The 25,596-nt window shown below is 37.8% G+C and carries 24 protein-coding genes; 14 read left to right on the top strand and 10 right to left on the bottom strand.

Features of this window, described 5'->3' with window-relative positions; all coding sequences use genetic code 11:
* Nucleotides 1-359: 359 nt before the first annotated feature.
* Nucleotides 360-1,700 carry a tRNA (N6-isopentenyl adenosine(37)-C2)-methylthiotransferase MiaB gene (miaB, locus tag CYTFE_RS0110220; RefSeq protein WP_027471708.1) on the bottom strand — a complete coding sequence of 447 codons (1,341 nt, stop codon included), beginning with the start codon at nt 1,698-1,700 and terminating at the stop codon, nt 360-362.
* A gap of 85 nt (nt 1,701-1,785) precedes the next feature.
* Nucleotides 1,786-2,451: a ferredoxin--NADP reductase gene (locus tag CYTFE_RS0110215; RefSeq protein ID WP_027471707.1), complete on the bottom strand. Its 666-nt coding sequence runs from the start codon at nt 2,449-2,451 to the stop codon at nt 1,786-1,788.
* Nucleotides 2,452-2,644: 193 nt separating this feature from the next.
* Here CYTFE_RS0110215 and ppk1 point away from each other — a divergent pair, with 193 nt between their 5' ends.
* Together ppk1 and tdh are read left to right on the top strand one after the other, a co-directional pair.
* Nucleotides 2,645-4,687, top strand: a complete 2,043-nt coding sequence (gene ppk1 / locus CYTFE_RS0110210) for a polyphosphate kinase 1 (RefSeq protein WP_027471706.1) — start codon at nt 2,645-2,647, stop codon at nt 4,685-4,687.
* Nucleotides 4,688-4,837: 150 nt separating this feature from the next.
* On the top strand, nt 4,838-5,872 hold the full coding sequence (gene tdh / locus CYTFE_RS0110205) for an L-threonine 3-dehydrogenase (protein WP_235208281.1): 1,035 nt from the start codon (nt 4,838-4,840) through the stop codon (nt 5,870-5,872).
* Nucleotides 5,873-6,044: 172 nt separating this feature from the next.
* Here tdh and CYTFE_RS26055 read toward each other — a convergent pair whose 3' ends face one another.
* Nucleotides 6,045-6,236 (bottom strand): DUF6132 family protein, encoded by a 192-nt coding sequence (locus tag CYTFE_RS26055; protein WP_044262731.1) that lies wholly within the window; start codon nt 6,234-6,236, stop codon nt 6,045-6,047.
* A gap of 97 nt (nt 6,237-6,333) precedes the next feature.
* On the opposite strand from CYTFE_RS26055, the gene CYTFE_RS0110200 reads away from it, so the two are divergent.
* The 5 genes from CYTFE_RS0110200 to CYTFE_RS26045 all read left to right on the top strand — a co-directional run bounded on the left by CYTFE_RS0110200 (nt 6,334) and on the right by CYTFE_RS26045 (nt 13,186).
* The gene (locus CYTFE_RS0110200; RefSeq protein WP_027471704.1) at nt 6,334-7,581 is read left to right on the top strand and encodes a hypothetical protein; all 1,248 of its coding nucleotides are present in this window, start codon (nt 6,334-6,336) and stop codon (nt 7,579-7,581) included.
* A gap of 86 nt (nt 7,582-7,667) precedes the next feature.
* Complete coding sequence (locus CYTFE_RS26050; protein WP_200871397.1) at nt 7,668-9,617, top strand: dipeptidyl-peptidase 3 family protein; 1,950 nt, start codon at nt 7,668-7,670, stop codon at nt 9,615-9,617.
* 132 nt (nt 9,618-9,749) lie between these two features.
* Entirely contained in the window at nt 9,750-10,340 is a 591-nt protein-coding gene (locus tag CYTFE_RS0110190) for an FKBP-type peptidyl-prolyl cis-trans isomerase (protein ID WP_027471703.1), read from the top strand.
* A 324-nt stretch (nt 10,341-10,664) separates the two neighbouring features.
* Nucleotides 10,665-11,741 (top strand): chorismate synthase, encoded by a 1,077-nt coding sequence (gene aroC, locus CYTFE_RS0110185; RefSeq protein ID WP_027471702.1) that lies wholly within the window; start codon nt 10,665-10,667, stop codon nt 11,739-11,741.
* Nucleotides 11,742-11,797: 56 nt separating this feature from the next.
* Nucleotides 11,798-13,186 (top strand): dicarboxylate/amino acid:cation symporter, encoded by a 1,389-nt coding sequence (locus CYTFE_RS26045; protein WP_044213820.1) that lies wholly within the window; start codon nt 11,798-11,800, stop codon nt 13,184-13,186.
* A 41-nt stretch (nt 13,187-13,227) separates the two neighbouring features.
* Here the strand turns inward: CYTFE_RS26045 and CYTFE_RS0110175 are convergent, their stop codons facing one another.
* From CYTFE_RS0110175 to CYTFE_RS0110160, 4 genes are all read right to left on the bottom strand, one after another.
* On the bottom strand, nt 13,228-14,280 hold the full coding sequence (locus CYTFE_RS0110175; RefSeq protein WP_027471701.1) for a T9SS type A sorting domain-containing protein: 1,053 nt from the start codon (nt 14,278-14,280) through the stop codon (nt 13,228-13,230).
* A 416-nt stretch (nt 14,281-14,696) separates the two neighbouring features.
* Nucleotides 14,697-15,209, bottom strand: a complete 513-nt coding sequence (gene tpx, locus CYTFE_RS0110170; RefSeq protein WP_027471700.1) for a thiol peroxidase — start codon at nt 15,207-15,209, stop codon at nt 14,697-14,699.
* 89 nt (nt 15,210-15,298) lie between these two features.
* Complete coding sequence (locus tag CYTFE_RS0110165; protein WP_027471699.1) at nt 15,299-16,888, bottom strand: SulP family inorganic anion transporter; 1,590 nt, start codon at nt 16,886-16,888, stop codon at nt 15,299-15,301.
* 291 nt (nt 16,889-17,179) lie between these two features.
* Nucleotides 17,180-17,953 carry an SDR family oxidoreductase gene (locus tag CYTFE_RS0110160; RefSeq protein ID WP_027471698.1) on the bottom strand — a complete coding sequence of 258 codons (774 nt, stop codon included), beginning with the start codon at nt 17,951-17,953 and terminating at the stop codon, nt 17,180-17,182.
* Nucleotides 17,954-18,102: 149 nt separating this feature from the next.
* Here CYTFE_RS0110160 and CYTFE_RS26040 point away from each other — a divergent pair, with 149 nt between their 5' ends.
* Nucleotides 18,103-18,429, top strand: a complete 327-nt coding sequence (locus tag CYTFE_RS26040) for a DUF134 domain-containing protein (RefSeq protein WP_211238164.1) — start codon at nt 18,103-18,105, stop codon at nt 18,427-18,429.
* 39 nt (nt 18,430-18,468) lie between these two features.
* Nucleotides 18,469-18,861 carry a NifB/NifX family molybdenum-iron cluster-binding protein gene (locus CYTFE_RS0110150; RefSeq protein WP_027471697.1) on the top strand — a complete coding sequence of 131 codons (393 nt, stop codon included), beginning with the start codon at nt 18,469-18,471 and terminating at the stop codon, nt 18,859-18,861.
* A 105-nt stretch (nt 18,862-18,966) separates the two neighbouring features.
* Here the strand turns inward: CYTFE_RS0110150 and nadD are convergent, their stop codons facing one another.
* The 3 genes from nadD to CYTFE_RS0110135 form a co-directional block, all read right to left on the bottom strand.
* On the bottom strand, nt 18,967-19,545 hold the full coding sequence (nadD, locus tag CYTFE_RS0110145) for a nicotinate (nicotinamide) nucleotide adenylyltransferase (protein ID WP_027471696.1): 579 nt from the start codon (nt 19,543-19,545) through the stop codon (nt 18,967-18,969).
* Between the two features lies 1 nt (nt 19,546).
* Nucleotides 19,547-20,116: a guanylate kinase gene (gmk, locus tag CYTFE_RS0110140; protein WP_044213827.1), complete on the bottom strand. Its 570-nt coding sequence runs from the start codon at nt 20,114-20,116 to the stop codon at nt 19,547-19,549.
* 73 nt (nt 20,117-20,189) lie between these two features.
* Nucleotides 20,190-21,065, bottom strand: a complete 876-nt coding sequence (locus CYTFE_RS0110135; RefSeq protein ID WP_027471694.1) for a YicC/YloC family endoribonuclease — start codon at nt 21,063-21,065, stop codon at nt 20,190-20,192.
* 254 nt (nt 21,066-21,319) lie between these two features.
* Here CYTFE_RS0110135 and CYTFE_RS0110130 point away from each other — a divergent pair, with 254 nt between their 5' ends.
* The 5 genes from CYTFE_RS0110130 to CYTFE_RS31500 all read left to right on the top strand — a co-directional run bounded on the left by CYTFE_RS0110130 (nt 21,320) and on the right by CYTFE_RS31500 (nt 25,440).
* On the top strand, nt 21,320-22,672 hold the full coding sequence (locus tag CYTFE_RS0110130) for a fasciclin domain-containing protein (protein ID WP_027471693.1): 1,353 nt from the start codon (nt 21,320-21,322) through the stop codon (nt 22,670-22,672).
* A gap of 219 nt (nt 22,673-22,891) precedes the next feature.
* Complete coding sequence (locus CYTFE_RS0110125; protein ID WP_027471692.1) at nt 22,892-23,770, top strand: MerR family transcriptional regulator; 879 nt, start codon at nt 22,892-22,894, stop codon at nt 23,768-23,770.
* Nucleotides 23,771-24,189: 419 nt separating this feature from the next.
* Nucleotides 24,190-24,663 (top strand): hypothetical protein, encoded by a 474-nt coding sequence (locus tag CYTFE_RS0110120; protein WP_027471691.1) that lies wholly within the window; start codon nt 24,190-24,192, stop codon nt 24,661-24,663.
* 175 nt (nt 24,664-24,838) lie between these two features.
* Nucleotides 24,839-25,237, top strand: a complete 399-nt coding sequence (locus CYTFE_RS0110115; RefSeq protein ID WP_027471690.1) for an ISAon1 family transposase N-terminal region protein — start codon at nt 24,839-24,841, stop codon at nt 25,235-25,237.
* The gene (locus CYTFE_RS31500; protein ID WP_081736110.1) at nt 25,234-25,440 is read left to right on the top strand and encodes a transposase; all 207 of its coding nucleotides are present in this window, start codon (nt 25,234-25,236) and stop codon (nt 25,438-25,440) included. The genes CYTFE_RS0110115 and CYTFE_RS31500 overlap by 4 nt, the downstream gene beginning before the upstream one ends.
* Nucleotides 25,441-25,596: the final 156 nt, after the last annotated feature.

Genomic DNA, 25,596 nt, shown 5'->3' with positions numbered 1-25,596 from the left:
CTCAGATTATACAAGGAGATTATTTTGGGCTTATGATTTTGAAAAGAGCAAGGAGGTTGAACATGGTTTAACAATGGTGTATCCTTATTTTACGTATAGGGTGGAGTTTTAGTTTTTTTTCTACTGGCTATGTTGTATCAGGGCCAGCAGGCTTTACTCCGATGGTAATTCTTCTTTCACAATTTATTTTATTTGTTTCTATTTGACAGTTAAATAAATACTTTTTTTACAGACCCAACTTTTGTGCGTGATCCGTAAAAAGAGCTGTACGGAAAAAATCAAAGCCGATCAGAGGATGATCGGCTTTGTCTATGGTGTAAGTATCGTATTTTGTAAGCAATGCTTACTTATGAGCTAGTTTATTGTAAACTCTTTACAGCAATACGTTCCCCTTCCAAGGAAAATTTGGCAGCTTCAGTTACTTTGACCTCAATGATTTGGCCGATGAGGTTTTCGTCGCTAGATTTAAAGCGAATTACCAGTTTTCCTTCGGTGTGACCCGATAAGTAGCCGTCTTTTCGGTCGTGTTCACGCACCAATACCTTTAGTGTTTTACCAATTAAAGATTGATTGTATGCGTAGGTATGTTTGGCCAGTTCTTCACTTAAAACGGCGTATCTTCTTTTCTTTTCTTCCATAGCAATGCTGTCTTCCCAACTATAAGAAGCGGCTCCTGGACGAGGAGAGTACATGGCAATATATGCCATATTGTATTTAAACTCTTCCATAACTTTGCGTGTATTTTCAAACTGTTCTTCCGTTTCATCCGTAAAGCCAACAATGATATCGGTAAATACAGTTGCTTGCGGAAGAATTTCACGCAGGGCTACCATGCTTTCGCGATATTTGGCCAGAGAGTGCTTGCGGTTCATTTTAATCAGAACCTTCTCATCGCCACTTTGAAGGGGGAAGTGAATTTGTTTTCCTAAACAGCGGTATTTGGCAATGATATGGAATATATCGGTTGTCATGTCGCGCGGATGAGGAGAGGTGAAATATACCCAAAATTCATGGTCTGTTTCTTCACCTATTTGGCCAACTTTTTCCAGCAATTCTGGAAAACTCATTTCCTCACCATTTTTATCTAATCCATAGGAGTTCACATTTTGTCCAAGCAGGGTGATGGTTTTATACCCTTTATGCACCAGGATTCTTACTTCGTCTAATATTTCTTCAGAAGGTCTGGATATCTCTCTCCCACGGGTGTAAGGAACCGCACAATAGGTACAAAACTTATTGCAACCATTTTGAATAGGAACAAAGGCTTCAAATGTACTGTCGTACTTAGGTTTTACTTTCCAGAATAGTTTGATTTCGTCAACCGGCGATTGAGGTTGGGCTATCAGAGATAAAGGATTAGAGATGCCATACTCACCTAGCATACGAGGCAGCTGTGGTAGTTCGGGCATCGTAAAAACAATATCAAAGAGTTTCAAGAATTTTTCTTTGTCGTCGGGAAGCATACAGCCCGAAATAAAAGTAACCAAGTTTTTCTTGTTCTTCCACTTGTTCCATTTCGATATTCTGGAGTAGACTTTATCAATCGCTTTTTGTCGGACCGAACATGCAAGTATCCCTATGAAATTTGCTTCCTCCTCTGTATCTACTTTTTCGCATCCCGCTGCATCCAATACAGATGCCACGCGTTCCGAATCACTCATGTTCATTTGACAACCCAGTGTCATTAAAAAGTACTTCACAATTCTCTATTAGATAATTAAACTTTGAGATTAGAGATAGTGGAATTTAGTCTGATGTCTATTCTCCATTATTTCACCATCTGCTTTAAAAATAAACCTCAGCATGAATCTGCTCATTCGGTATTCCTTTGTTTTCTAGGATATCATAAGCATCGTGTATCATGTTGCAATTTCCGCACAAATATACTTCAGAATCTTTATCAATCTCTAATTCTTGCAAATAATTTGTCAAACGACCGATGTAATCACCACTGGTATCCCTTGAGGAGCATAGGGTGTAGCGCGATGCATCGTATTCATCTTTTTCATATCCTTCGCTGGCTGTTCTTACGCCATGAACTATTCTATAATCTAAGTCGGGGTTAGATTTCACCATGCAATGAAAGGGGGAGATGCCGGTGCCGGTAGCGATAAACAAATATTTTTTGTTGAATTTTTCTTTGTTATTTAAGCCAAAGTATCCAACGGGTTCCTCAACAACCACAGAATCGCCGACTTTTAATTTTTTTAATACAGGCGTAATTAATCCATTTTGAACTTCTTTTACCAAAATCTCAATAAAAGGAGCATCCTCTGCGCTGTAAATAGAGTATTCGCGGGTGTGAATACCATTGGGTGGACCCACACATACGTGTTGTCCAGCCGAAAAATTCATGTTGTTTTTTTCGAACCTAATCACAAACGTTGAGTCTGTTAAGTGTCTTATCTCTAATATTTCATGTAGGTTTAACCTCTTTCTACTTGTATTCATTTTTATAATTCTTATATTTTGATCGTTTATATCCTTGTGGTGGAATCTGTATTACAACCGATAGTTTAATCATTTGTTCATCTTTTTTGTGGATAAACAACAGCAATGTTCACAAGATATTTTCTATTTTTAAGGGCTCGTTTGTGAGTCGTATGTTTTTTTATCATAATCTGTCATTCAATCCAATTTAAGTATGAGCGTACTAAACTTTAGAAGTAAGGAAATTAGCTGGTTGTCTTTTAATGAAAGGGTGTTGCAGGAGGCTTCCCGCGATAATGTTCCGCTAATTGAACGGATAAAGTTTCTGGGAATTTATTCCAACAATATGGATGAATTTTTCCGTGTACGTGTTGCCATATTAAAAAGGATTGTACAGCTGGATAAAACAACCGTATTTGAAGGAGGTTCACCTCAGGAAATACTGAAGGAGATCCATAAGATCGTGATTAAGCAGGGAAAGATGTTTGGTGAAACATACGACAAAATAATTGCTGATCTTGCCAAAGAAGATATCTATTTGATTAATGAAAAAGACCTTACCCATGATCAAGGGGAGTTTGTGAATCGCTATTTCGAAAAAAAGGTTCGTGGTAACTTAATGCCCATTATTATTAATAAAAGAAGACCTCTGCCTGATTTGGCCGATGACGGTATTTATTTGGCCGTGTATTTAAAAGATACGGAACAAAACAAGGTTAATTATGCTTTGGTGGAAATTCCGTCGGGCTTGGATCGTTTTGTTTTGTTGCCATCCAACGATGGAAAAAAGTATGTGATGCTTTTGGATGATGTGATTCGCTACGAATTGTATGATATGTTCTATATGTTCAAGTTCGACGAGATTAGTGCTTTTACCTTTAAGCTAACAAGGGATGCAGAACTGGATATCAATGATGATATTTCTGAAAGCTATGTGAAGAAAATTTCGAAGGGATTGGAACGTAGGAAGGAAGCTCACCCTGTCCGTTTTGTATACGATAAGTTAATGCCCGAAGATATGTTGAATATGCTTCTGAAAAAGCTGCGCTACACAACTGATGATTCGGTTATCAAGGGGGGGAGGTATCATAATTTTAAAGATTTTATCGGATTCCCTAAATTTGGTAATAAAAAGATGACCTATCCGTCATTGGCTCCCATTGCCCATAAAGACATTAAACCGCAAACATCATTTTTTTCGGTTGTTACCAGAAAAGATATTTTGCTTCATTTCCCATACCATTCGTTTCATCATTTTATTGACTATTTGCGTGAAGCCTCCATTGACCCTTTTGTGAGGGAGATAAAAATTACTATTTATCGTGTAGGACGTAATTCGGGTGTGATGAAAGCACTTAAAAACGCTGCGCGTAATGGTAAAAAAGTGACTGCGGTAATGGAGTTGCAGGCACGCTTCGATGAAAAGGCAAATATTAAGTGGGCCAATAGTCTAGAAGATGCTGGTGTGAAAGTTGTTTTTGGTGTGCCAGGCTTAAAAGTGCACGCCAAATTGTGTTTGGTGGTGCGAAAAGAAAGAAGTCGATTGGCAAACTATGTATGTGTGGGTACGGGTAATTTTAATGAGGACTCGGCCAGTATTTTTGCCGACCACCTTTTGTTTACCAAGCATATTGGCATAGCCAACGAAATAGCCTCTATCTTTGAGTTTTTTAATAAGAATTATAATATACCCTTCTTTAATCATCTATTGGTATCTCCTTTTTATTTGCGGAATTCCCTGGAGAATAATATTGAGCGGGAAATTGTAAATGCGAGTCAGGGGAAAAAGGCATTCATATATATTAAGGTGAATAACTTGGTCGATTTTGAACTGATTCAAATGCTTTATAAAGCCCAAAAGGCTGGTGTTGTAGTGCGTTTAAATGTACGGGGTATGTTTTCTGTATTCTCAGAATTTGATAAACCCGAAAATGCCATTGAATCTATTGGTATCATCGATAGATTTCTGGAGCACTCACGTATTTTTGTTTTCCATAATAATGGAAACGAGAAAATGTATATCTCGTCGGCCGACCTGATGACTCGAAATCTGGATCGCCGTATTGAGGTGGCATGTCCTATCTACGATAAAAAATTGAAACGGGAAATTATGATGCAACTGGATATGCAAATGAAAGATAATTGTTCTGCCAGAGATTTAAATAATGATTTGGAGAATAAAATTAGAAATGCAGACAAAGATGCACCGGCGTTCAGAGCCCAAATGGAGTTTTATAAATGGTTGCGTGATAGTTAGTGTAATATATATGCGTAAATTTTTGATATGTACTTGATAATAATACAAAGCTTTTGAAATTATTGAGATTTGTCATTGAACAAGAGTAACTATATCCACAACTTTGAAATCTTCATGTTAATCATATAATCATTTCTTAATTAGCTATAGATGATGGAAAAGATGAAAGCATTGGTAAAAGCAAAACCAGAGAAAGGTATCTGGATGCAGGAAGTGGATGTGCCACAAATAGGCGTGAATGAGGTGTTGATAAAAGTTGTAAAATCAGCTATTTGCGGTACTGATTTGCATATTTATTTGTGGGATGAATGGGCGCGTAAAACCATTCAAACTCCTATGACTATTGGTCATGAGTATGTGGGATATATAGCTAAAGTGGGCTCTGAAGTAAAGGAGCTAAAGGAAGGAGATCGGGTTACTGGTGAAGGTCACATTGCTTGTGGACATTGTAGAAATTGCCGAAGAGGACGTCAGCATATTTGTGAAAATACTATTGGTATTGGTGTAAATATTGATGGAGCGTTTGCCGAATATGTAAAAGTGCCTTCACATAATATAGTCAAGGTACATCCCCAAATACCTGATGAAATTGCCTCCATCATGGATCCCTTTGGAAATGCTACCCATACTACCTTAAGTTTTCCTATTATTGGCGAAGATGTGATTGTCACCGGAAGTGGCCTGATTGGAAGTATGTGTGTGGCCATTGCTAAATTTGCAGGCGCACGTTTTGTGGTGGCTACAGAAACCAATGATTACCGAGCTGAGCTGGCTCGAAAAATGGGTGCCACGCGTGTGGTGAATCCTTTGAAAGAAGACCTGAAGGATGTGGTGAAAGAATTAAATATGAAGGGTTTTGATATCGGTTTGGAGTGCTCGGGTAACCCTGTAGCTTTTAATTCCATGTTAGATAATATGTATAATTCGGGAAAAATATCTCTACTGGGAATTCAACCGTCTAATACTCAAATTGATTGGAGTAAGGTGATATTTAAAGGACTTACCCTGAAAGGAATTTACGGACGAGAAATGTTTGAGACCTGGTATCATATGGAACAGATGTTACTTTCGGGTATCAATCTGGCGCCTATGATAACCCATCGATATTCAATTGATGATTTTCAAAAAGGATTTGATGTGATGGAAACAGGTAATAGTGGAAAAGTAATTTTAAATTGGGAATAGGTTTGTGAATGCAGGATAAGCTAAATGTTGACCACTCAGAGCTGCTTTAAAAGTCCTTGGTAGCCTCTTGTTAAAGCCGAAACGGTCTGTTGTTCGGTCAGATAGGCGATGGCTTATTGGTGCACTTTTTTTGAAGGGGGTGGTTGTAGACCGTTGACCTTGTATAGATTCATTACTGAATACTTACAACCAATCCGGCAAATCCGCCATATAAGATGCTGTTTATAGGATTCGATGTGATGGGACAGCTTCCTGTACTGCACCCAATGAAATAATAATAAGCATACCCCAATACTGCACCAATTGTTATAGCTAAAACAATTCGCTGTGGTCTTTGTTTTTTTATTTTCTCCCAAATCTTCATAATTTCGAACAGAATTTGTGATTGTGTTTATGTGGAATTTTTAATCCAACGATGATTTGATATGGTTTAGGGTATAAAAGTATTAAAATATTTATAAATGTATATATGTAGAGTAGTATTTTTTTTGATATTTCTTTTTTCGCTGAGTGTTTCAGGACAGGAGAGCTTTCAAAAATATGATATGCGCGCAAGGTCTATCTCAGAAAAGGTGGATATGAATGAGAAAAAATACCAATTGGCTGAGTTTGCTAAGGATTTTAGTGAATTTTTGACCTATGCTTCTTCATCCAGTCATATAAATGATTCAACCTATATCAAGTATACGAAATCAAGTGACTCGAAATATGAAATATTTTATTTCAATACCTTTAAGGAGGAGGTCATATATCGAGTTGATTGGTTTGTTTTGTATGGAGAAACGGGCGAAAAAAAGTGTATACATGGTTATCAGGATAAAATAAGACATCATTCCAGAAAAGGCAATGGAGCGCTTCGTTTAAGTCTGTCCAGATTAAACGAAGAAGGTATGACCTTTTATCCTCTTACATTTTCTTTTGTTTCGGAAGGGAAGATTTATTTGGAATTTTGCGACGTGGCTACCATGTGTTTATTCGAAGAGATATTAAAATTGAACACCTCCGGAAAGAGGGTGGAACTTAATGATGAAATAGAAAAAAGGATGACTATTCTATGGAATAATCCAGAGAATTTTTCAAACGATTTTAAAGGTTTAAAACGTATTTCGAGTTTGTTTTCAGATGATAAAAAAGTAAAAGTATGTACTTGGAACTTGCCTTTGCCCAATGCATCCAATAACTTTTATGGGGCTGTTATTGTTAAAACAGATCGAGGTATTAAGGTATCTAAGTTGGTGGACAATACGCAGCTGATTCGATCGCCTGAGCGTTCTTCGTTGAGTGCAAAAAAATGGTATGGAGCTATTTATTATGACCTGATAAGTACACAGGATAGTAAAAAGAGAAAATACTATGTGTTATTGGGGTATAAGCCCAACAATGAGATGACCAAGAAAAAGGTGATTGAAACGATGCAAGTAGTGGGTAATGGACAAGTACGTTTTGGTCATTCTGTTTTTCAAAAGGACAGGTATGTGATGAAACGGCTGGTTTTTGAATATACTGCTGCTAGCAATATGTTGTTACGGTACGACAAAGATGAGAAACGAATTATTTTGGATCATCTGGCACCATCGAGCCCTCTTTATCAGGATAACTTTAGGTTTTATGGTCCTGATTTTTCATATGATGCCTATGTTTACGAAAAAGGGAAATGGGTACTATATAAAAATGTGGATGTTAGAAATCCTAAAGTAGAAGAGAAGTAAGTTTGTTAAAATAATTGAGATGTGCACATTCTCTGGTAGAAGGGTATTGGGAGAATTTATGTGCATCTTTTACATAAGATATAAATATGAAAGTTTTTGCAGAAAAATTTGATGATATAAAGATATTGCGTTTTGAAGTTCCTGGCTTTGAGGATCTTTCTTTGAATAAAAAATTATTGATTTATTACCTTTCGCAAGCCACGTTGGCGGGAAGAGACATTCTGTGGGATCAACATGGTAAGTATAACTTGTTATTGCGGGATGTTTTGGAAGCTATTTATCTTAAAAATAAAGATGCCAAAGGGAAGGAATGGGATCGTTTTGTGGTTTACCTGAAAAAAGTGTGGTTTGCTAGTGGTCCGCATCATCATTATAGCTCAGATAAGTTTGAGCCAGAATTTTCAAGAGAATCGTTTAACTCGTGGTTGGCAGAATTAAGTCCTGGTGTGGGAAAAATAACGGAACGTCACTTGGAAGCTGATCATTTATCTCTTATTAAAAAAATAATTTTCCATAAGGATTTTTTGCCCAAAAGGGTGGATACCAGTTCATGTGTTGATTTGATAAAAGCTTCAGGCAATAATTTTTATGAGAATGTTTCACAGGCAGAGGTAGAGGATTATTACCAGAAGCAAAAAGCGAATCATCTAAATGAAAACTTGTCATTGGGTTTGAATACTAAACTAGTAAAAACGGAAGGGAAAATCGTTGAACAAGTATATAAAATAGGAGGTAAATATAGTGCTGCCCTGGAGGGTATTTGTTTGAATCTGAATAGGGCGCTGGATTACGCTGAAAATGAAACACAGGCCTCCATCATACGTTTATTGATCGAATTTTACGAAAGTGGTGATCTGAAATCTTTTGATGATTTTTCCATTAAATGGGTTGGCGCTTTGAGTGGAGATGTGGATTTTATCAACGGTTTTATTGAAACATATGGAGACCCCATGGGTATGAAAGCCACATGGGAAGGACTTGTGCAATTGGTGGATCAGGAAGAAACGCGTAAGGCCATGATAATTGCCCAAAATGCACAGTGGTTCGAAAGGGAATCACCCACTGAGCAACGTTTTAAAAAAGAGGAAATAAAGGGTGTTTCTTTAAAGGCTATTAGTGCTGTTATGCTGGGTGGAGATTGTTATCCTGCAAGTCCCTTGGGTATTAACCTGCCTAATGCGGAATGGATTCGAGAAAAACATGGCTCCAAATCAGTTACGCTTACTAATATTTCAAATGCCCACCATAAAGCATCGCTTAGTTCTGGGTTTATAGAGGAATTTGCAGGGAGCGCCCGGGAGGTGGAGCTGGAAAAAAAATATGGTGCCATTGCTGATAACTTGCATACTCATCTGCACGAATGTATTGGCCACGGTTCAGGGAAAATGTTGCCAGGGGTGACTTCAGAAGCACTAAAAAATTATGGTTCGGTTATTGAGGAAGCAAGGGCTGATTTGTGCGGACTGTATTTTATGTACGATGCTAAAATGGTTGAGCTGGGTTTATTGCCCAGTCTGGATGCCGCTCAGTCGCATTATAACGCCTATATCCGCAACGGTTTGTTGACTCAGATGACGCGTATTAAATTGGGCGAAGATATTCAACAGGCGCATATGCGTAATCGACAACTTATTGCTGCCTGGGTGTTTGAAAAAGGTGAGGGTAAAGTGATTGAAAAGTTTATTGAAAACGGTAAAACGTACTTTAAAATCAATGACTTTGATAGGTTGAGAGATTTATTTGGCCACATGCTGAGAGAAATTCAACGAATAAAATCAGAAGGTGATTTTGAAGCTGCACAGAACATTGTGGAGGCTTACGGTGTTAAATTAGATCAAGGGCTTCATCGTGAGGTGTTGGATAGGTTTAAAAAGTTAGATCTTCCACCTTTTACTGGATTTTTAAATCCTAATTTGAGCTTACGTAAAGAAGGGGGAGTTATTCAGGATGTGATTGTTGATTATAATACAGATTATTCGGAACAAATGCTCACCTATTCCCATCATTTTGGAATGTTAAATTCATTCAACAATTAAATACATTGTTTATGAATAGATTTAATAATTCAGATAAGAATGTCTGTTTTTTTGGAGTGCTTTTTGCATATTCTAAAAAACTCGCTTTCTTTGCATTATAATTAGAATTAAAAAAAATAAAAGTTTATACATATGGAAATTACTAGAAACAAGTTCGTAACATTATCTTACGTACTAAGATTACAAGGGTTTGAGGGAGAGATTGTAGAGGAAACTACCGAAGATAAACCACTAGAGTTTATTTTTGGAACAGGACGTATGCTACAGATGTTCGAAGAAAAGTTGGACGGATTGAAAGCTGGAGATGATTTTAGTTTTAAATTAAGCGCTGACGAAGCCTACGGTCAGGTGAATGAAGAGGCTAAAGTGGATATTCCAAAGAATATCTTTGAGGTGGATGGTAAAATAGATGAAGACTTGATTAAAGTTGGAAATATGGTGCCAATGCAAGATGCCCAAGGAAATCGTTTAAATGGTATTGTGTTGGATATTACAGATGATACTGTAAAAATGGATTTCAACCATCCTTTAGCTGGTGACGATCTTTATTTTTCAGGTGCCGTTAAGGAGGTACGTGAAGCTACAGATGAAGAAATGATGGCTGCTGTTGGCGGTGGCGGTTGTGGATCTGGCTGTGGTTGTGGAAGTGGAGAACAAGCTGGTTGTGATAGCGGATCTTGTGGTTCAGATGGATCAGGTTCAGGAGGTTGTGGATGTTCATAATTCCGGTGAAGCTAAATCGGATAATAAATAAAGACATGAGTGATATGAAAGCTTGTTTTCAATTGAAAACAAGCTTTTTTTTGGGATAAAGTCATTGTGTTGGTTGGTATTATAATGGCTATCTGTCTGGCTTTATACCTGAGGTGTCTCTCTTCTGAAAAAAAACATAGTGAACTTTATGGGAAACCTTATCGTAAAGCCAATCAATTTTCTATTTTTGTGACTTAGATCATGTTATTTTATAGCATTGGGTAATGATTTTTGATTAATTCTCTGTTTTACCTGATGTTTTATGTCAAAAAAATCACTTAATCGAATAAACATATGGCCGGAAATTCATTTGGTAATTTTTATAAATTGACTTCTTTTGGGGAGTCACATGGAAAAGCAGTAGGTGGTGTTATAGAGGGAGTGATGCCAGGGGTTGTATTGGATATGGATTTTATTCAAGGTGAGTTAAATCGCCGTCGTCCTGGACAAAGTACGATCACAACACCGCGTGACGAGAAAGATAGGGTGGAGATTTTATCTGGTGTTCTGGACGGAAAAGCCACGGGTACACCGATTGGTTTTTTAATCTGGAATGCAGATCAACGTTCTAAGGATTATGGTAACATAAAGGATGTATACCGTCCTTCGCATGCAGATTATACTTATCAGCAAAAATATGGTATCCGCGATCATAGGGGAGGCGGTCGTTCTTCGGCGCGTGAGACGATAGCCAGGGTAGTTGCCGGAGCTATAGCCAAGCTTATTTTGAAACAGTATGGTGTTCAAATCAATGCCTATACTTCGCAAGTAGGTTCCATTAAGTTAGAAAAATCATATGCCGAAATGGATTTGTCAAAAGCAGAGGAAAACATAGTGCGTTGTCCGGATGCTGAGGTAGCCGGGAAGATGATTCAATATATTGATCAGGTTCGTCAGGATAAGGATTCTGTGGGTGGTGTAATCACCTGTGTGGTGAAGAATGCTCCCGTTGGATTAGGAGAGCCTGTCTTTGATAAGTTTCATGCACAAATGGGTAAGGCCATGTTGGGTATCAATGCTGTTAAAGGCTTTGAATACGGTATGGGCTTTAAGGCCACAGAGATGAAGGGAACACAGCACAACGATGAGTTTTATATGGACGGTGATAAAGTGAGAACTCGAACAAATCGCTCTGGAGGTGTTCAGGGAGGGATTACCAATGGAGAAGATATTTATATGAATGTGGCTTTTAAACCTATTGCGACTATATTGAAAGAACAGAACACGGTGAATAAACAAGGGGAGCAAGTGGCTACTACCGTTAAGGGACGTCACGATCCATGCGTGTTGCCACGTGCAGTGCCTATTGTTGAAGCAATGGCCGCGATGGTCATGGTAGATATGATTTATCTGAATAAAATGTATTCATAAACCTAAGAATTTTCTTGCGAGTTCCATATGGCAACTGAAAAACAAATTATAATCATATGAAAAATGTACCTCTTTATTTACAAATAATAGCAGGTATTGTTCTGGGGGCTATTTGGGCAATATTGTCCGGTTATTTGGGTTGGCAGGGCTTTACGAGCGACTGGATTGATCCCTTTGGTAAAATATTTATCAAACTGCTTAAGTTGATTGCGATTCCGCTGATTTTGTTTTCTATTATTAGTGGGATTGTGAGCTTGGGTAACCCCAAAGATTTGGGACGATTAGGAGTGAGAACCCTTGGTTTATATTTGCTTACCACCGTGGTAGCTGTGTCATTGGGTTTAGTGCTGGTAAATACTTTTAAGCCAGGTAAGGCATTGTCTGATGAGGTGAGATTGGAAAATAGAATTGCTTATGAATTGTGGGCTGATAACAACCAGATAGAGATAAAAGATGGTCTGCGATTTTCTGATAGCCCCGAAAATAAAGATATTGTTAAGGTGAAGGAGGCGCTGTTACAAATAGAGCGTGAAAATGAAATAGTGGACAAATTGAAGCCTAAAAAAAAACAAGGGCCGTTGCAGGCATTGGTTGATTTGGTGCCAGAGAATGCTTTTAATGCAATAGCAGGTAACGGTTCTATGCTTCAGATCATCTTTTTTGCAATATTCTTTGGAATAGCCTTATTGTATATTCCTGCAGATAAATCCCGCACCATCATTCAGTTTGTGGATGGCGCTTCGGAAGTTTTTATCAAAATGGTTGATATTATCATGAAAGGAGCTCCCTTTTTTGTTTTTGCTTTGATGGCAGGCGTAGTGAATGATATTGCAGGAGATAATCCTGCTAAAATTGTAGAGATCTTTAAGGGGCTGGGATGGTATTCGTTGACCGTTCTAATTGGCTTGCTCTTAATGGCCTTTGCTATTTATCCGGGTGTTTTAAAGTTATTGGTGCCTAAACGAAAGTTCTTTGAGTTCTTACGTGGTATCAGTCCTGCACAGGCCTTGGCTTTTTCTACCAGTTCCAGTGCTGCTACCTTACCTGTGACATTTGAATGTGTTGAGGAGAATTTGGGTGTAGATAAAAAAACAGCCGGATTTGTATTGCCTATAGGCGCTACGGTTAATATGGATGGAACCAGTCTGTATCAGGCTGTTGCTGTCTTGTTTTTGGCGCAATTGCATATGATCGATCTTACCTTGGGGCAGCAAATTACAGTGGTGTTAACAGCTACACTGGCCAGTATCGGCTCCGCTGCAATTCCTAGTGCGGGCATTGTGATGCTGATGGTGGTGTTGCAGTCGGTAGGATTGAATCCTGCATGGATTGCCATTATTTTACCTGTAGATCGTATCTTGGATATGGTGAGGACAACGGTGAATGTGACTGGAGATGCCTCAGTTTCTGTTATTATTGACCAGTATGTCAGTGAAGAATCATAGCTAAATGTCATTAAAGAAAGTAAAGAACTTTCTTGTTGTTGCTAAGGGTTTACTATTATTTTTCGTGAGTAGATATCCTTATGGGTGCTTAATTTTATGATATAAACGCCAGGTGGTAGTTTGTTCAACTCCAGCGTATTTTGCGTTAGTTTGTTTTTAGTATATATAATTTCACCGTTTGAAGAACTTATAAGTATATCTTTGCCTAGTGTATTTGACAAGGTGAAGTGACCCTTGCACGGATTTGGATAGATGATAATTTCTTCATGATTATATAGATTCGTTACCGGGGTACCTCCCGATTCTATGATGCGGAAGTCTGCAAAATGTATGATCTCGTCTCTTAGATTATCAGAATCGTTTAAGCTTCTGTAAATACCCCATTTAGGACGAATAAAGCTGGCATCTGTTTTCCAAGTGCGAATAGCCTTGGAACTGTATTCGAAAAGTATTTCTTCGTTGTTTAAAGTTTTGATGATTATGCTGTATGCTCCATCTTCATCGTAAGTTATTACTTCTGTGGCTTCCACCCAAGCGCCTTTAAAGGGCTCTAGACTTGTTTTGTAAATTGAGGTTTGTGATAATGCTTCTGCATAACGAAGCTCCAGTTGATCAGGTGTTCCCTTCCTTGCTGTTAGTGTTATTAAGGGCATGCTTTCTTCGCTGCCACCAACGGCTTTTAATTGATGAAGGTGCGTAAAGCTGCTGCTTGCTGCAAATGCATCTTCCAATTTAAAGAGCCATTTGTATGTAACTGTTTCTCCCAATGTACCTTTTAGATGATCAGGCGATTGGTCGTAGGTCTTTATTTCACATCTTTGTCTATCGTAGTTTATACACCTGTCTGAGTCGTAAGCAGTATGGATATGAAAGCGAAAAACATATTTTTTTAGATCGTCATCATATACCTGATCTATGTGTGGTCCAAACGCTATGTGGCCGCAATCGGGAACCTCTATTACATTGTAATTCGGAGCCAAAACTGAGTTAATAAGTTGATAGGTGTCGGTAGTACCGTCTGCAGAAAGTGTGACTTGTGAAATGGCGTTGATGACCATACAATTAAGTGCTGTAAGAAGTATAAGTCTATACATGGCATATGCTGTTAGTTTTTGCTTGGCAGAGTTTTATACGCACATTTTTATGCTCGCACCGGATTATAACAAATATAGTATTTTTATTTAACTAGAAATTGTAGAGATGAGCCTTTATTGAAAAGAGCTATCTATCGATAAGTTAATTTAATGTTGAAATGAGTAATGGGGTTGCTATGGTGATTGAATGGTGCCGTGATAAAGTATTTCACACGGAGAAGTGTGAATAATTTTAGCGAGTTACAGATGGCCGTTGAAAAATAAGTGTACTTATGGCTCTATTGGCAGTCATTTTAAATCGTAGTGCATTCTATATGCGTTTGGGGAATTAAAAGTAAGAAAGTAGGATATACAAGGCAAAAAAAAACCGCTTGCGATATTTCGTAAGCGGTTTTTATAAGCAAGGTGTATGTTTTTTAAATTAAGCTTTTGGCTACTTCCAATGCTTTTTCGTAATCAGGATCGTTGGTGATTTCTGGAACATGTTCTATGTATTTTACTATTCCATCTTTGTCTATAATTACAGTACCACGGGTTAATAATCGTAATTCTTCAATCACAAAACCATATTTTTCGCCAAAATCTAACTCTTTATGATCAGATAAGGTGATGATACTATCCAATCCTTCTGCACCACAAAAACGCGATTGGGCAAAGGGTAAATCAACAGAGACAGAAAGAACAACCACATCTTTTAAGTTGTTGGCTTCTACATTAAAACGTCTGTTTTGGGCAGCACATACACCCGTATCAATAGATGGATAAACCACTATTATTTTTACTTTTCCATCAAAGTCGGATAGTTTTACGGGTTCTAATTTATTATTGAGAGCGGTGAAATCCGGAGCTTTGTCACCTGCTTTTATTTCGTTTCCTAAAATAGTTACCGGGTTACCAGCGAAGGTTACTTTTACATCTAATTTGTTCATTGTTTAATTATTTTGTTTAGAATGTAAACATAGTAAAAAGAAAAAAGTTTAAAGCCAATTTGTATTTTATTATAGGTTGTGGGTATGTTTTAGTCTTTTAAGAGTTCTACTTTCTTTCGATAGTCGTTGATGGCCACATGATAATCCGGGTCTTTGAGTATGTTGACATCACATATTTTTTCTGCTCGTTTAATTAATTTCACACAATCATGGCTTAAATAGCGTAAATGAACATTGGTTCCAATTAACTGATATTTTTCTGCCAGTTTATTAATGGCCTCGATGGCTGATTGATCCATAATTCTGGAGTCTTCAAAACTGATTACTACTTCTTTGGGGTCATTTTTTACATCGAATTTAGAGATGAAAGAAGTAGTAGCAGCAAAAAATAAGGGGCCGTGTACAATATAATGTTTCACACCTTTATCGTCGGTTACATTTGTGACACGTATTTTTACGGCATTTTCCCATGCAAAAACCAGAGCTGCTACAATAACTCCTGCAGCTACAGCAAGCGCCAAATCGAATATTACGGTTAGAATGGTTACTAAAGCAATCACAATTACGTCAGCCACGGGTACTTTGTTGATAATTTTAAAGGTACTCCAGGCAAAGGTTCCAATCACGACCATGAACATAACACCAACAAGTGCCGCAATGGGAACCATCTCAATGTACGTGGATGCGAAAAGAATAAAGGCTAAAAGAGACAGCGAGGCAACTATACCTGACAAACGGCCTCTACCACCCGACTTAATGTTAATGATGCTTTGACCTATCATAGCACAACCACCCATGCCGCCAAAAAATCCGTTGGTAATATTAGCTATTCCCTGGGCAACACATTCGCGATTGCCACTACCTCGTGTTTCGGTTAGTTCGTCAACCAAAGTTAGGGTCATCAATGATTCAATGAGCCCAATCATAGCCAGTATCAATGCATAGGGAGTTATAAAACGCAGGGTTTCCATATTGAAGGGTATCATTGGTATATTGAAATCAGGTAATCCGGCTTTGATCCCGGTTCCTCCTTTGGATACAACAAAGGAACGTACGGTTTCGGTTTCTATTCCTCCTAGTATTACGATGAGGGAAACAACAACGATGCCGACCAAGGCAGCCGGAATTTTTTTGCTGAATTTAGGCAGTAGGTACATGATGGCCATGGTTAAGCCGACCAAGCCTAGCATGACCCACAAGGGAGAGCCAGATAGGTATTCTCCATCTACTTTAAACATACCTAGTTGTGAGGTGAATATGACGATTGCTAAGCCATTTACAAAACCCATCATTACCGACTGTGGTACCATGCGGATAAATTTACCCAGTTTAAGAAGGCCTGCGAGCATCTGAAAAACTCCGGCTAAGATGATGGTAGCAAACAGGTATTGTACACCAGCAGATTCTCCACCCATGTCAACACCTTCTTTTATTAGACTTACCATTACTACAGCCAAGGCTCCTGTTGCACCCGATATCATGCCTGGACGACCGCCTAATATGGATGTTACTAAGCCCATCATAAAAGCACCGTAAAGACCTATTACGGGGGATACGCCAGCCACAAAGGCAAACGCCACTGCTTCGGGTACTAGTGCTAAAGCAACGGTTATTCCTGAAAGTATATCATCTTTGACGGATCCTTGTCGCTTGTCAATAAAAGAGAAAGTAGATTTCATTATATAAGGTTTTTCGTTTACTTTTTTACTGGGATTGAAGAATACTGTTCTTAACAAAACCAGCCCGCAAAATTAGTAAAAAGACGTTATGTTGGACGATTGGATGTGAGTGTAAGTACTTATAACAAACTAATTAATGTTAAAAAATACTAACGGGGTTGTTTGGGCAAGGACTTGTATATGCTATTATATGGATCAGTTTTTTGTATTTTTCTTCGTAGTCATAGTAAAACTATAACCAACGTGGTGTTGTCATTTGAGATGATTTTCTTTTCGCTGGTATATTTGAATTTATAGTGTTCCTTTCAGTGTTCCACCTTCGATGGCGTATATCTGACCATTTACAAATTCAGATAGAGGAGAAAGTAACCAAGCAGCAAGTGAAGCCAGGTTTTCTGGGTTTCCTATGCTTTGTGTTGGTTGTTGGTTTATCAGATTTTTTTGAGCGCTTTCAAAACTTATTTTTTGTTGGTCGGCAGATTTTTGTATTAAGCGCTCAATGGCTGGGGTGGCATGGTAACCAGGGGCAAGCATATTAAAAGTGATACCATTTCCTGCCATTTCTTGTGACAAGGTTTTCATCATACCTACTACCGATAAGCGAAGTGAAGTGCTGAGTATGAGATAATCAATGGGTTGTTTGACGGAAGCACTTTCTAGGTATACAATTTTGCCGTATTGCTTTTCTTTAAAATGAGGTAGTAAAGCCTGCGTAAGCGCTACCTTCCAGCGTAATAGTTGATGGTATGCTTTATCCCAGTCTTTCAGTTCAGTTTCTTCAAATAGCATGGCAGGAGGTCCTCCTGCATTGATGAATACACCCGATATATTGCTGGATGCGGCTATTTTAGCTATTTTTATAACTGTGTCGGTATCTGTTAGGTCGCCACAATAAGGGATGAGTTTTTCCTTGTGTTCTTTACTTAGTTTATTGAGTGCAGACTCCGTGCGTGCCACCCCAATTACCTTTGCACCTTCTGCTATTAAATGTGCTGCGGTAGCTTTTCCAAAACCACTGGTCACTCCACATACCAAAAAAGTTTGGTTTTTTATATTCAAATTCATTTGAAATAATTTTAATAGTTATGATCAATTTTTATTTGTTCTAATATACAAATAGATTAGTTGATAAGTTCAGTTAATTCTGAGCTTTTTGAGCATTGTATGAGGGAATGCTTCTGCAGGATGGAATCTTTCTGAATAAAAACATGCTATTGCAATACAGTGGTCATATGCCTATTTTCGTGCAAAAATTGATTGTTATGTCACGTACCAAAGGATGCCGAAAGATCGGACAATTTCCGAATGCTTATGTATTTAAACCGGCGGGTATTCAGGCTTGTAAGTTGCGGCAAGTAAGCGTTGCATTAGATGAGTATGAAGCCATCCGTTTAGCGGATGAGCAGGGCCTGTATCATGCAGAAGCCGCGGAAAAGATGGGTGTTTCACGTCAGACTTTTGGACGTATATTAGAAAAAGCGCGGGAAAAAGTGGCAACTGCATTGGTTAATGGGTATGTGTTAGTCATTGAGGAAAGGTAGGTAAGGATATATAAAATTAATACAATAAAGGTGTGAGTTATGCTAGATTTGAAGTTACGTACTAAAAAAGTCGCATTGCCTTTTAAGGGAGAACAGGTAGATAAACATTTTGGGCATTGTGAAAAGTTTGTCATTTATACATTGTCAGCACAGAATAAAATATTAAATACTTCTTTTTATGAGGGGGCAGAGGATTGTGGATGTAAGTCCAATCTTGCAGAGGAGCTGGCTAAAGAGGGTGTTGAGGTTTTGTTAGCCGGAGGAATAGGGCAGGGAGCTATTGTTAAGTTGAAGGCAGCCAATGTTGAAGTATTTATGGGGTTTAGTGGTGCCACAGATCAAGTGCTTGCGCAATGGCTAAGTGGTAATAAGGGTAATTCAGAAGTGTGTCCTCCGCATGATGAAGAGGGGCATCAATGTGGAAATCACTAGATATGAGGCCATTTAATATAGCTGCTCAGGGGGTATGGATAACAGATTGCTTACCTTGGAATCTTGTATTGTCTCTGAAATAATTGTACTGTTGTGTAGGGTAGTTTATAAAAATAGATGATTATCAGTTATATACTGAAATACCTCTTGGGGAACTAGAAAACGGTAGTCTTTGCCATTACGAATTCCTTTTCGAATGCTTGTGGAGTCAATGTCAAAAACAGGTGCCTTAAATACCTGAATTTGATCTGATAGATCTTGTGGGTTTATGGGATGAAGAGGACGAGGATATACGATAAATGAGTGGTGGGTTATGATTTCTTCTGCATTTTTCCATCTTCTGAGGTGGGGCAGGTTATCACTGCCTATTATGATTGTAAAACGATGCTCAGGGTGTGTTTTTCTTAGTTCCCGCATAGTCGCATATGTGTATGAAGGGGTGGCCAGTTTTAATTCGATATCGCAGACTTTGAATTTGGTGTATTGGCTGATGGATAACCTTAGCATATTGACCCTATGGCTGGCATTGCATAGTTCAGTAGCATTTTTATAGGGGTTTTGTGGACTGACAATAAACCAAATTTCATCCAGGCTGGTATTTTCCACTATGAAATTTGCCAGCGCTAGATGGCCTACGTGAACCGGATTAAAGGAGCCGAAATACAGGCCTATATTTTTATCCATATTAGGCATTCAAGAAACAATTCAGTAGTTTTTCTGTTTGTTCAATGGCCTTATTCAGGTTGTTATTAACAACGATCTGGTCGAAATCCTGGGCGTAGGTCAATTCTTTTTCGGCTTTGTTGACTCTTTGTTCAATAACTTCCTTTGAATCTGTTCCGCGCATCTCCAACCTGTTTTTTAACTCGCCTATTGAAGGAGGTTGGATGAAAATGGCAATAGCTCTATTGCCATACATTTTTTTTATATTTAGTCCACCCACCACATCTACGTCAAACACTACATTATTACCTTTTGAGGTAATGCGTTCTACTTCGCTCTTCAAAGTGCCATAGTATTTGTCATTATATACTTCTTCCCATTCAAGTAATTCGCCCTTGTTTATTTTTGTCCGGAACTCTTCCGGACTTAAAAAGTAGTAATCTACGCCATGTTTTTCATTGCCACGCGGAGCTCTTGTGGTTGCAGATATAGAAAACTCCATTTTGAGATCCTTTTCAAGCAGCTTTCGGACAATAGTAGTCTTGCCCGAACCGGAGGGGGCTGAAAAAATAATCAATTTGCCATTTTTCATGGTGTTGGTCATTTGTCTCTGGATTTTTTTAAGAAAGAAATTATGGTGTTTATAAATATATCTTGCAAATAAGTTAAAGCACGTTTAAGTTTTGCTCTTTTATTTTTTCCAGTTCGTCTTTCATTTGAATGACTAACTTTTGTATTTCGGAGTGATTGGCCTTAGACCCCATGGTATTAATTTCACGACCAATTTCCTGGGTGATAAAACCTAATTTTTTACCTACCAATTCTTCGTTTTCAATGGTTTCAATAAAGTAATTTAAGTGATTTTTTAGTCTCACTTTTTCCTCCGTAATATCCAGTTTTTCCAGATAAAAGATCATTTCCTGCTCAAACCGGTTCTTGTCAAGGTTAATTTTTTCTTTGAGCTCATTTAATTGGTCTAGAATGCGCTCTCTTACCTTTTCTATTCTTTCCGACTCATAGGGTTCTACAGCCTTCTGGTAATTTTTGATATTAGCGATACGTTCTACAATGTCTTTTTGAAGTACCTTGCCTTCTTGCGCCCTAAAGCTATTTAGTTTATCTAAGGCCGACTTAAAAGTGTCGAAAATGGTAGCCCATTCGCTTTCGTCTAATTCGGCTTGCTCAATCTTAACCGTGTCTGGTAAGGGCATAATGGCTCTTAATATGTCGGTGTTTCCTGATAAACCTAGCTTGTCGGCAATGGGGGATAGTTGATTATAATAAGTTTCAATGACCTGGGAGTTGATAGATGCATTTTTTTCAGCTCCGAGATAGTCAACGTAAAATCCAACATCAACCTTTCCTCTTCCTAATTGGTTGGCAAGTTCGTTTCTAAGAATCAAATCTTTTTCCCTGTAAATGTTAGGGAGGCGCATGTTTACGTCCAGCTGCTTGCTGTTGAGCGACTTAATTTCAATGCTTATTTTTTTGTCGGAAAGTTCGCAAGTTGCCTTGCCAAATCCGGTCATTGATTTAATCATTTGTATATACATTTTATTGAAGGCACAAAGTTAATCTTTTATATTAAACTCTCATTATATATAGTGTAGGGGTGATGATGTTATCAGTTGTGTTTAATAAAAATGAAAAATAATTGAACAAAAACACAGTCGTTGTGTTTAATAAATAGTTGTGATGATTAAACAATATACAAATCAACACAACGGATCTGGTTATAATTAATTGATGCGCAGATTAATTAAAAAAAAGTTTAATCAACATTAAAACAAAAATCATGAAAGTTCTTAAAATCAACTGGTATTTTTTAGTAGTCATTATTTTAACTTTAAACTTGGGTTTAACAAGCTGTGATGATGACGATGATACAGGGAAAGAAGACCCTAAGGAGGAAACAAATACAATTGTAGACATTGCATCATCAGATGCTACATTTTCAATTTTAGTAGAGGCGCTTACAAAGGCCGATTTGGTTTCAGCCTTAAGTGGGAGTACTGAGTATACTGTTTTTGCGCCAACCAATACTGCCTTTGAGGCTTTGTTAAGTGAACTTGGAGCATCCTCTTTGGACGATATTTCGAAGGATGAGTTGACTAAAATATTGCTTTATCATGTGGTTGCAGGAGCTAATTCATCTACAGTATTATCTACAGGTTATTATCCTTCTATCAGTGAAAAGGAAGGTGGTTATTACTATTCCATATATTTTAACAAGGAAGACTTGATGCTCAACGGTGCTGCGAGCATCACACAGGCCGATGTGATGGCCGACAATGGTTATATTCACATAATAGATGCTGTAATGTTGCCACCGTCTATTACAGATCATGCCATTGCCAATCCTGCCTTGTCCAGTTTAACGGCAGCCGTTGTAAAAGCAGAGTTGGCTACAACCTTAGATGACGATGAAAACAATTTCACTGTTTTTGCCCCCACAGATGATGCCTTTGAAATGTTATTTGAAGATCTAGATGTCACCTTGGATGATCTTAGTAAGGAGGCTCTTACACCTATTCTGTTATATCATGTGGTTAATGCTTTTGTTCCAGCTGCTCAGGTTACTTCTGGGTATGTGAGTGCTTTGGCCATGGGGCAAGATAATTATTTGAGTGCTAATATTGATGTTAGCAACTCAACGGTGATGCTGAATAAGGCAACTGTAGTTTTGACGGATGTGGTGGCCACCAATGGAATTGTCCATGTAATTGATCAGGTACTTATGCCCAATACCGTGGTTGACCTGGCCATGAATAACACTGCTTTTTCAATATTAGTTGAAGCTGTAGTTAAAGCAGAATTAGCAGAAACGCTTTCTGGCGAAGGTCCTTTTACCGTATTTGCTCCTACTAATGCAGCTTTTGAAGCTTTGTTTGCTACTCTTAATGTAAATGGAATTGAAGATTTGAGTAAAGAAACTTTGACACCTATATTATTAGCACATGTGGTAAGTGGTAATGTGAGATCGTCGGATTTGAGTAATGGTAGTGTGCCTACTTTGAACACAGAAAAAGATCTGACCATCGATATTAGCAGTAAAGTTATGATTGATGGTGATATCAGTGTCATAATAGCAGATGTGCAAGGAACCAATGGCGTAGTTCATGCAATTGATAAAGTAATTGTTCCTTAACCGGGTTCAGTTGTTGATAGAAAGGTTGGTTTGTTTTACAAGCCAACCTTTCGCTGTATATATGTATTCTGTTTTGCTAAATAAATGTGTAAATTTGATGAACAAAACCAAAACATCATTCGTTAGGGAAAAGTAATTCATTATATTCAACATCCTTTAGGGATTTGAGTAAACAGGAGCATTGGAATTAAGCTAACAAAAAATACAGGACTGGAGATAATGGCCATATATTCGATCAAAGATTTAGAGAAAATTTCAGGTATAAAAGCGCATACTATTCGTATTTGGGAAAGAAGGTATGGGGTGATCGAGCCTATGCGTAGCAATACCAATATAAGAAAATACTCCGATGATGATTTAAAGCGTATATTAAATATTTCTATACTCAATCAAAATGGTTTTAAGATTTCTAAAATTGCCAACCTAGACAATCATCAGTTAAAAGAAAAGGTTATTGACCTGTGCTTGGATCATGGAAATACAAATATACAAATAGAAAGTCTGGTGGTGTCGATGTTGGAACTTAATGAATATAAGTTCAACAATGTATTAACGACTTCTATCATAAAAAGGGGGTTTGAAAATACAGTGGAAGAAATACTGTTTCCTTTTTTAGACAGGATTGGTGTGTTGTGGCAAGCAGGTACAATTAATCCGGCACAGGAACATTTTATTAGTAATCTGATACGTCAAAAGTTAATTGTTGCCATCGATAATGAAATGGTGAAGGAAAAAAATGCAAAGCAAATAACCTTCTTTTTGGCAGAAGATGAATTACATGAAATAGGACTGTTGTTTTATAGTCTACTAGCCCGTAAGGCAGGATTTCGCGTTATATATTTAGGTGTATCGGTTCCCTTTGAGGATTTAAAGGCAATTAATCAAATACAAAAAGCTGATGCATTTTTTACATCCTTTATTAATCCCTCATCAGAAGGGGATTTGGAAGCACTATTAAAATCATATAAAGAAGGCTTACAAGATACACCTTTTCTAATTACGGGACTGCAGGTCAAAAATCATGGACATATGATTCCGGATGGTTTTCATTTGATATCTAGTGCCAGCGATTTTAGGGCGGTATTGCATACCTTGTAGTTTTGCAGTGATATTACTGTTTGCATTCGTTTACTTCAGCGTATGAATGTGTCCCCCGTTGTGTTGCTTAAAAGTGAAGTGAATTTTAATTGTGAATTTTGTGTAAAATTTGCATCGTGATTATAGGTTTCAATAATTATTGACTTATATTGTGCACGCTAAAAAAGTAAAAGAAGGACTAAGTAATAAAGAGATGTTGTTTCTTTGCAGACTATTTTTATTTTTTTAGCTGGAAAATATATGCAAGGAGCCATGAGAGACTTGTTCTCACTAAGGTAGATGATTCTATTGGTGAGTTTAGTATGGTTATTGGAAATAAAATGTAAGTATATGCAATGAGCCATGAGTAAGCTCTTATCACATAGGAAAATGACTAAGGTGGCGAGTTTCATATGGCCGTTAAAAGCAAATTTAGACGTATGAAAGAGATTTTAATTGGTAAGGGGTTTGATGAGATTCGTTTCGGTATGACCCGCGAAGAAGTGAAAGCAATTTTAGGTGAGCCTGATGAAATTGACGCTTATGCCAGTAGCGAAGAGGCAGAGGATAATACGGAAGCCTATCATTATGATGAGCTGGAGCTTTCAGTTTCTTTTGATGAGCTGGATGACTGGCGATTGGGGTCTATTGCTGTGAGCACCTCGGATGCTGTTTTAGAAGGGCTGAAGTTAGTTGGTAATACCGATGATGACCTACTGGCTAAGGTATCGGTCTTGGACTTGGGAGAGTATGATAGAGAAGATGTTTCCTCTCCGGAGAGTCCCGATCATGAAGTCATTTCCTTTTATGAAGCCAGTGTTAATTTCTGGCTTGAGAATGGAGCTGTTACTGAGATACAGTATGGTCCTATTTGGGATGATGAAAAAGAAGAGTATATCTGGCCGGAAGACTAATCTGTTATACAATATTGAAAATAAAACCCCATTTTGTCCAAACAAAACGGGGTTTCTTGTTTTAAGATATGTATTAGAAATACTATGCCTCGTTTCATAAAAGGGATCACGCAAAAAAGTTGGGTCTGTTAAAAAAAGTATTTGTTTAGCTGTTAAATGGAAACGGATTTAATAAATTGAGAAAAAAGAACTATCATCGGAGCTACTGGCTCTATTCTTACCAGAAGGGATATTAGATTATTTCCAGATCGTATCCTATAGAAAATCTTCAAGCGGAAAGCATATTTACGATAAACAGTTGGAATTAACACTTGAAGAAAAAGACATTATACCATCAGAATACCAATCTTATCCCTATAGGTCGAGTGGTTTTATGGAAGCTCGTTATATTGATAATTACCCTATTCGTAATATGCTAGTAAAGCTAAAGGTTAGGCGACGACGTTGGGAGATTACGATTAATAGTAAAAAGAAACAAGTAAGCCGTAATTGGGAAGTAATAGCGCAGGGTAAGGGTACTCGAATGAGCGAAGAGTATGCTTTTTTAAATGTTTTTCAAAGACTACCAGGATAATCGACCGTTTTCATGTTCAGAACATCATTAATTTCTTCGATAACAGAAGTACCAATGCTGCAGCAGAATCTTTCAATGCAAAAGTAAAGGATTTCAGAAGGCAATTCAGAGGTGTTGTTGATGTAAAATTCTTCTTCTTCAGATTAACAAAAATATTTGCATGGCAACTACAAACAACATTTACACCCAACTTTTGGCACTGACCCGAAACTTGTTCATGGGCTTTTTGAAAAATAAACTCCTCCGAATAATTCAACGAAGTTTGATTGTGAGGGTCTTTAAAAATAGATCTCTCAGAATAAAAAAAACATATGGATCATTTTGATCTTAAAAACAAATTCAAGTAAAACCTAGAAGCC

Origin of the sequence: Saccharicrinis fermentans DSM 9555 = JCM 21142 (genome assembly GCF_000517085.1) — a bacterium.
GTDB classification, from domain to species: Bacteria; Bacteroidota; Bacteroidia; order Bacteroidales; family Marinilabiliaceae; genus Saccharicrinis; species Saccharicrinis fermentans.
Note: the sequence above shows the minus strand (reverse complement) of the source record. Positions and strands in the feature narration are given on the sequence as shown.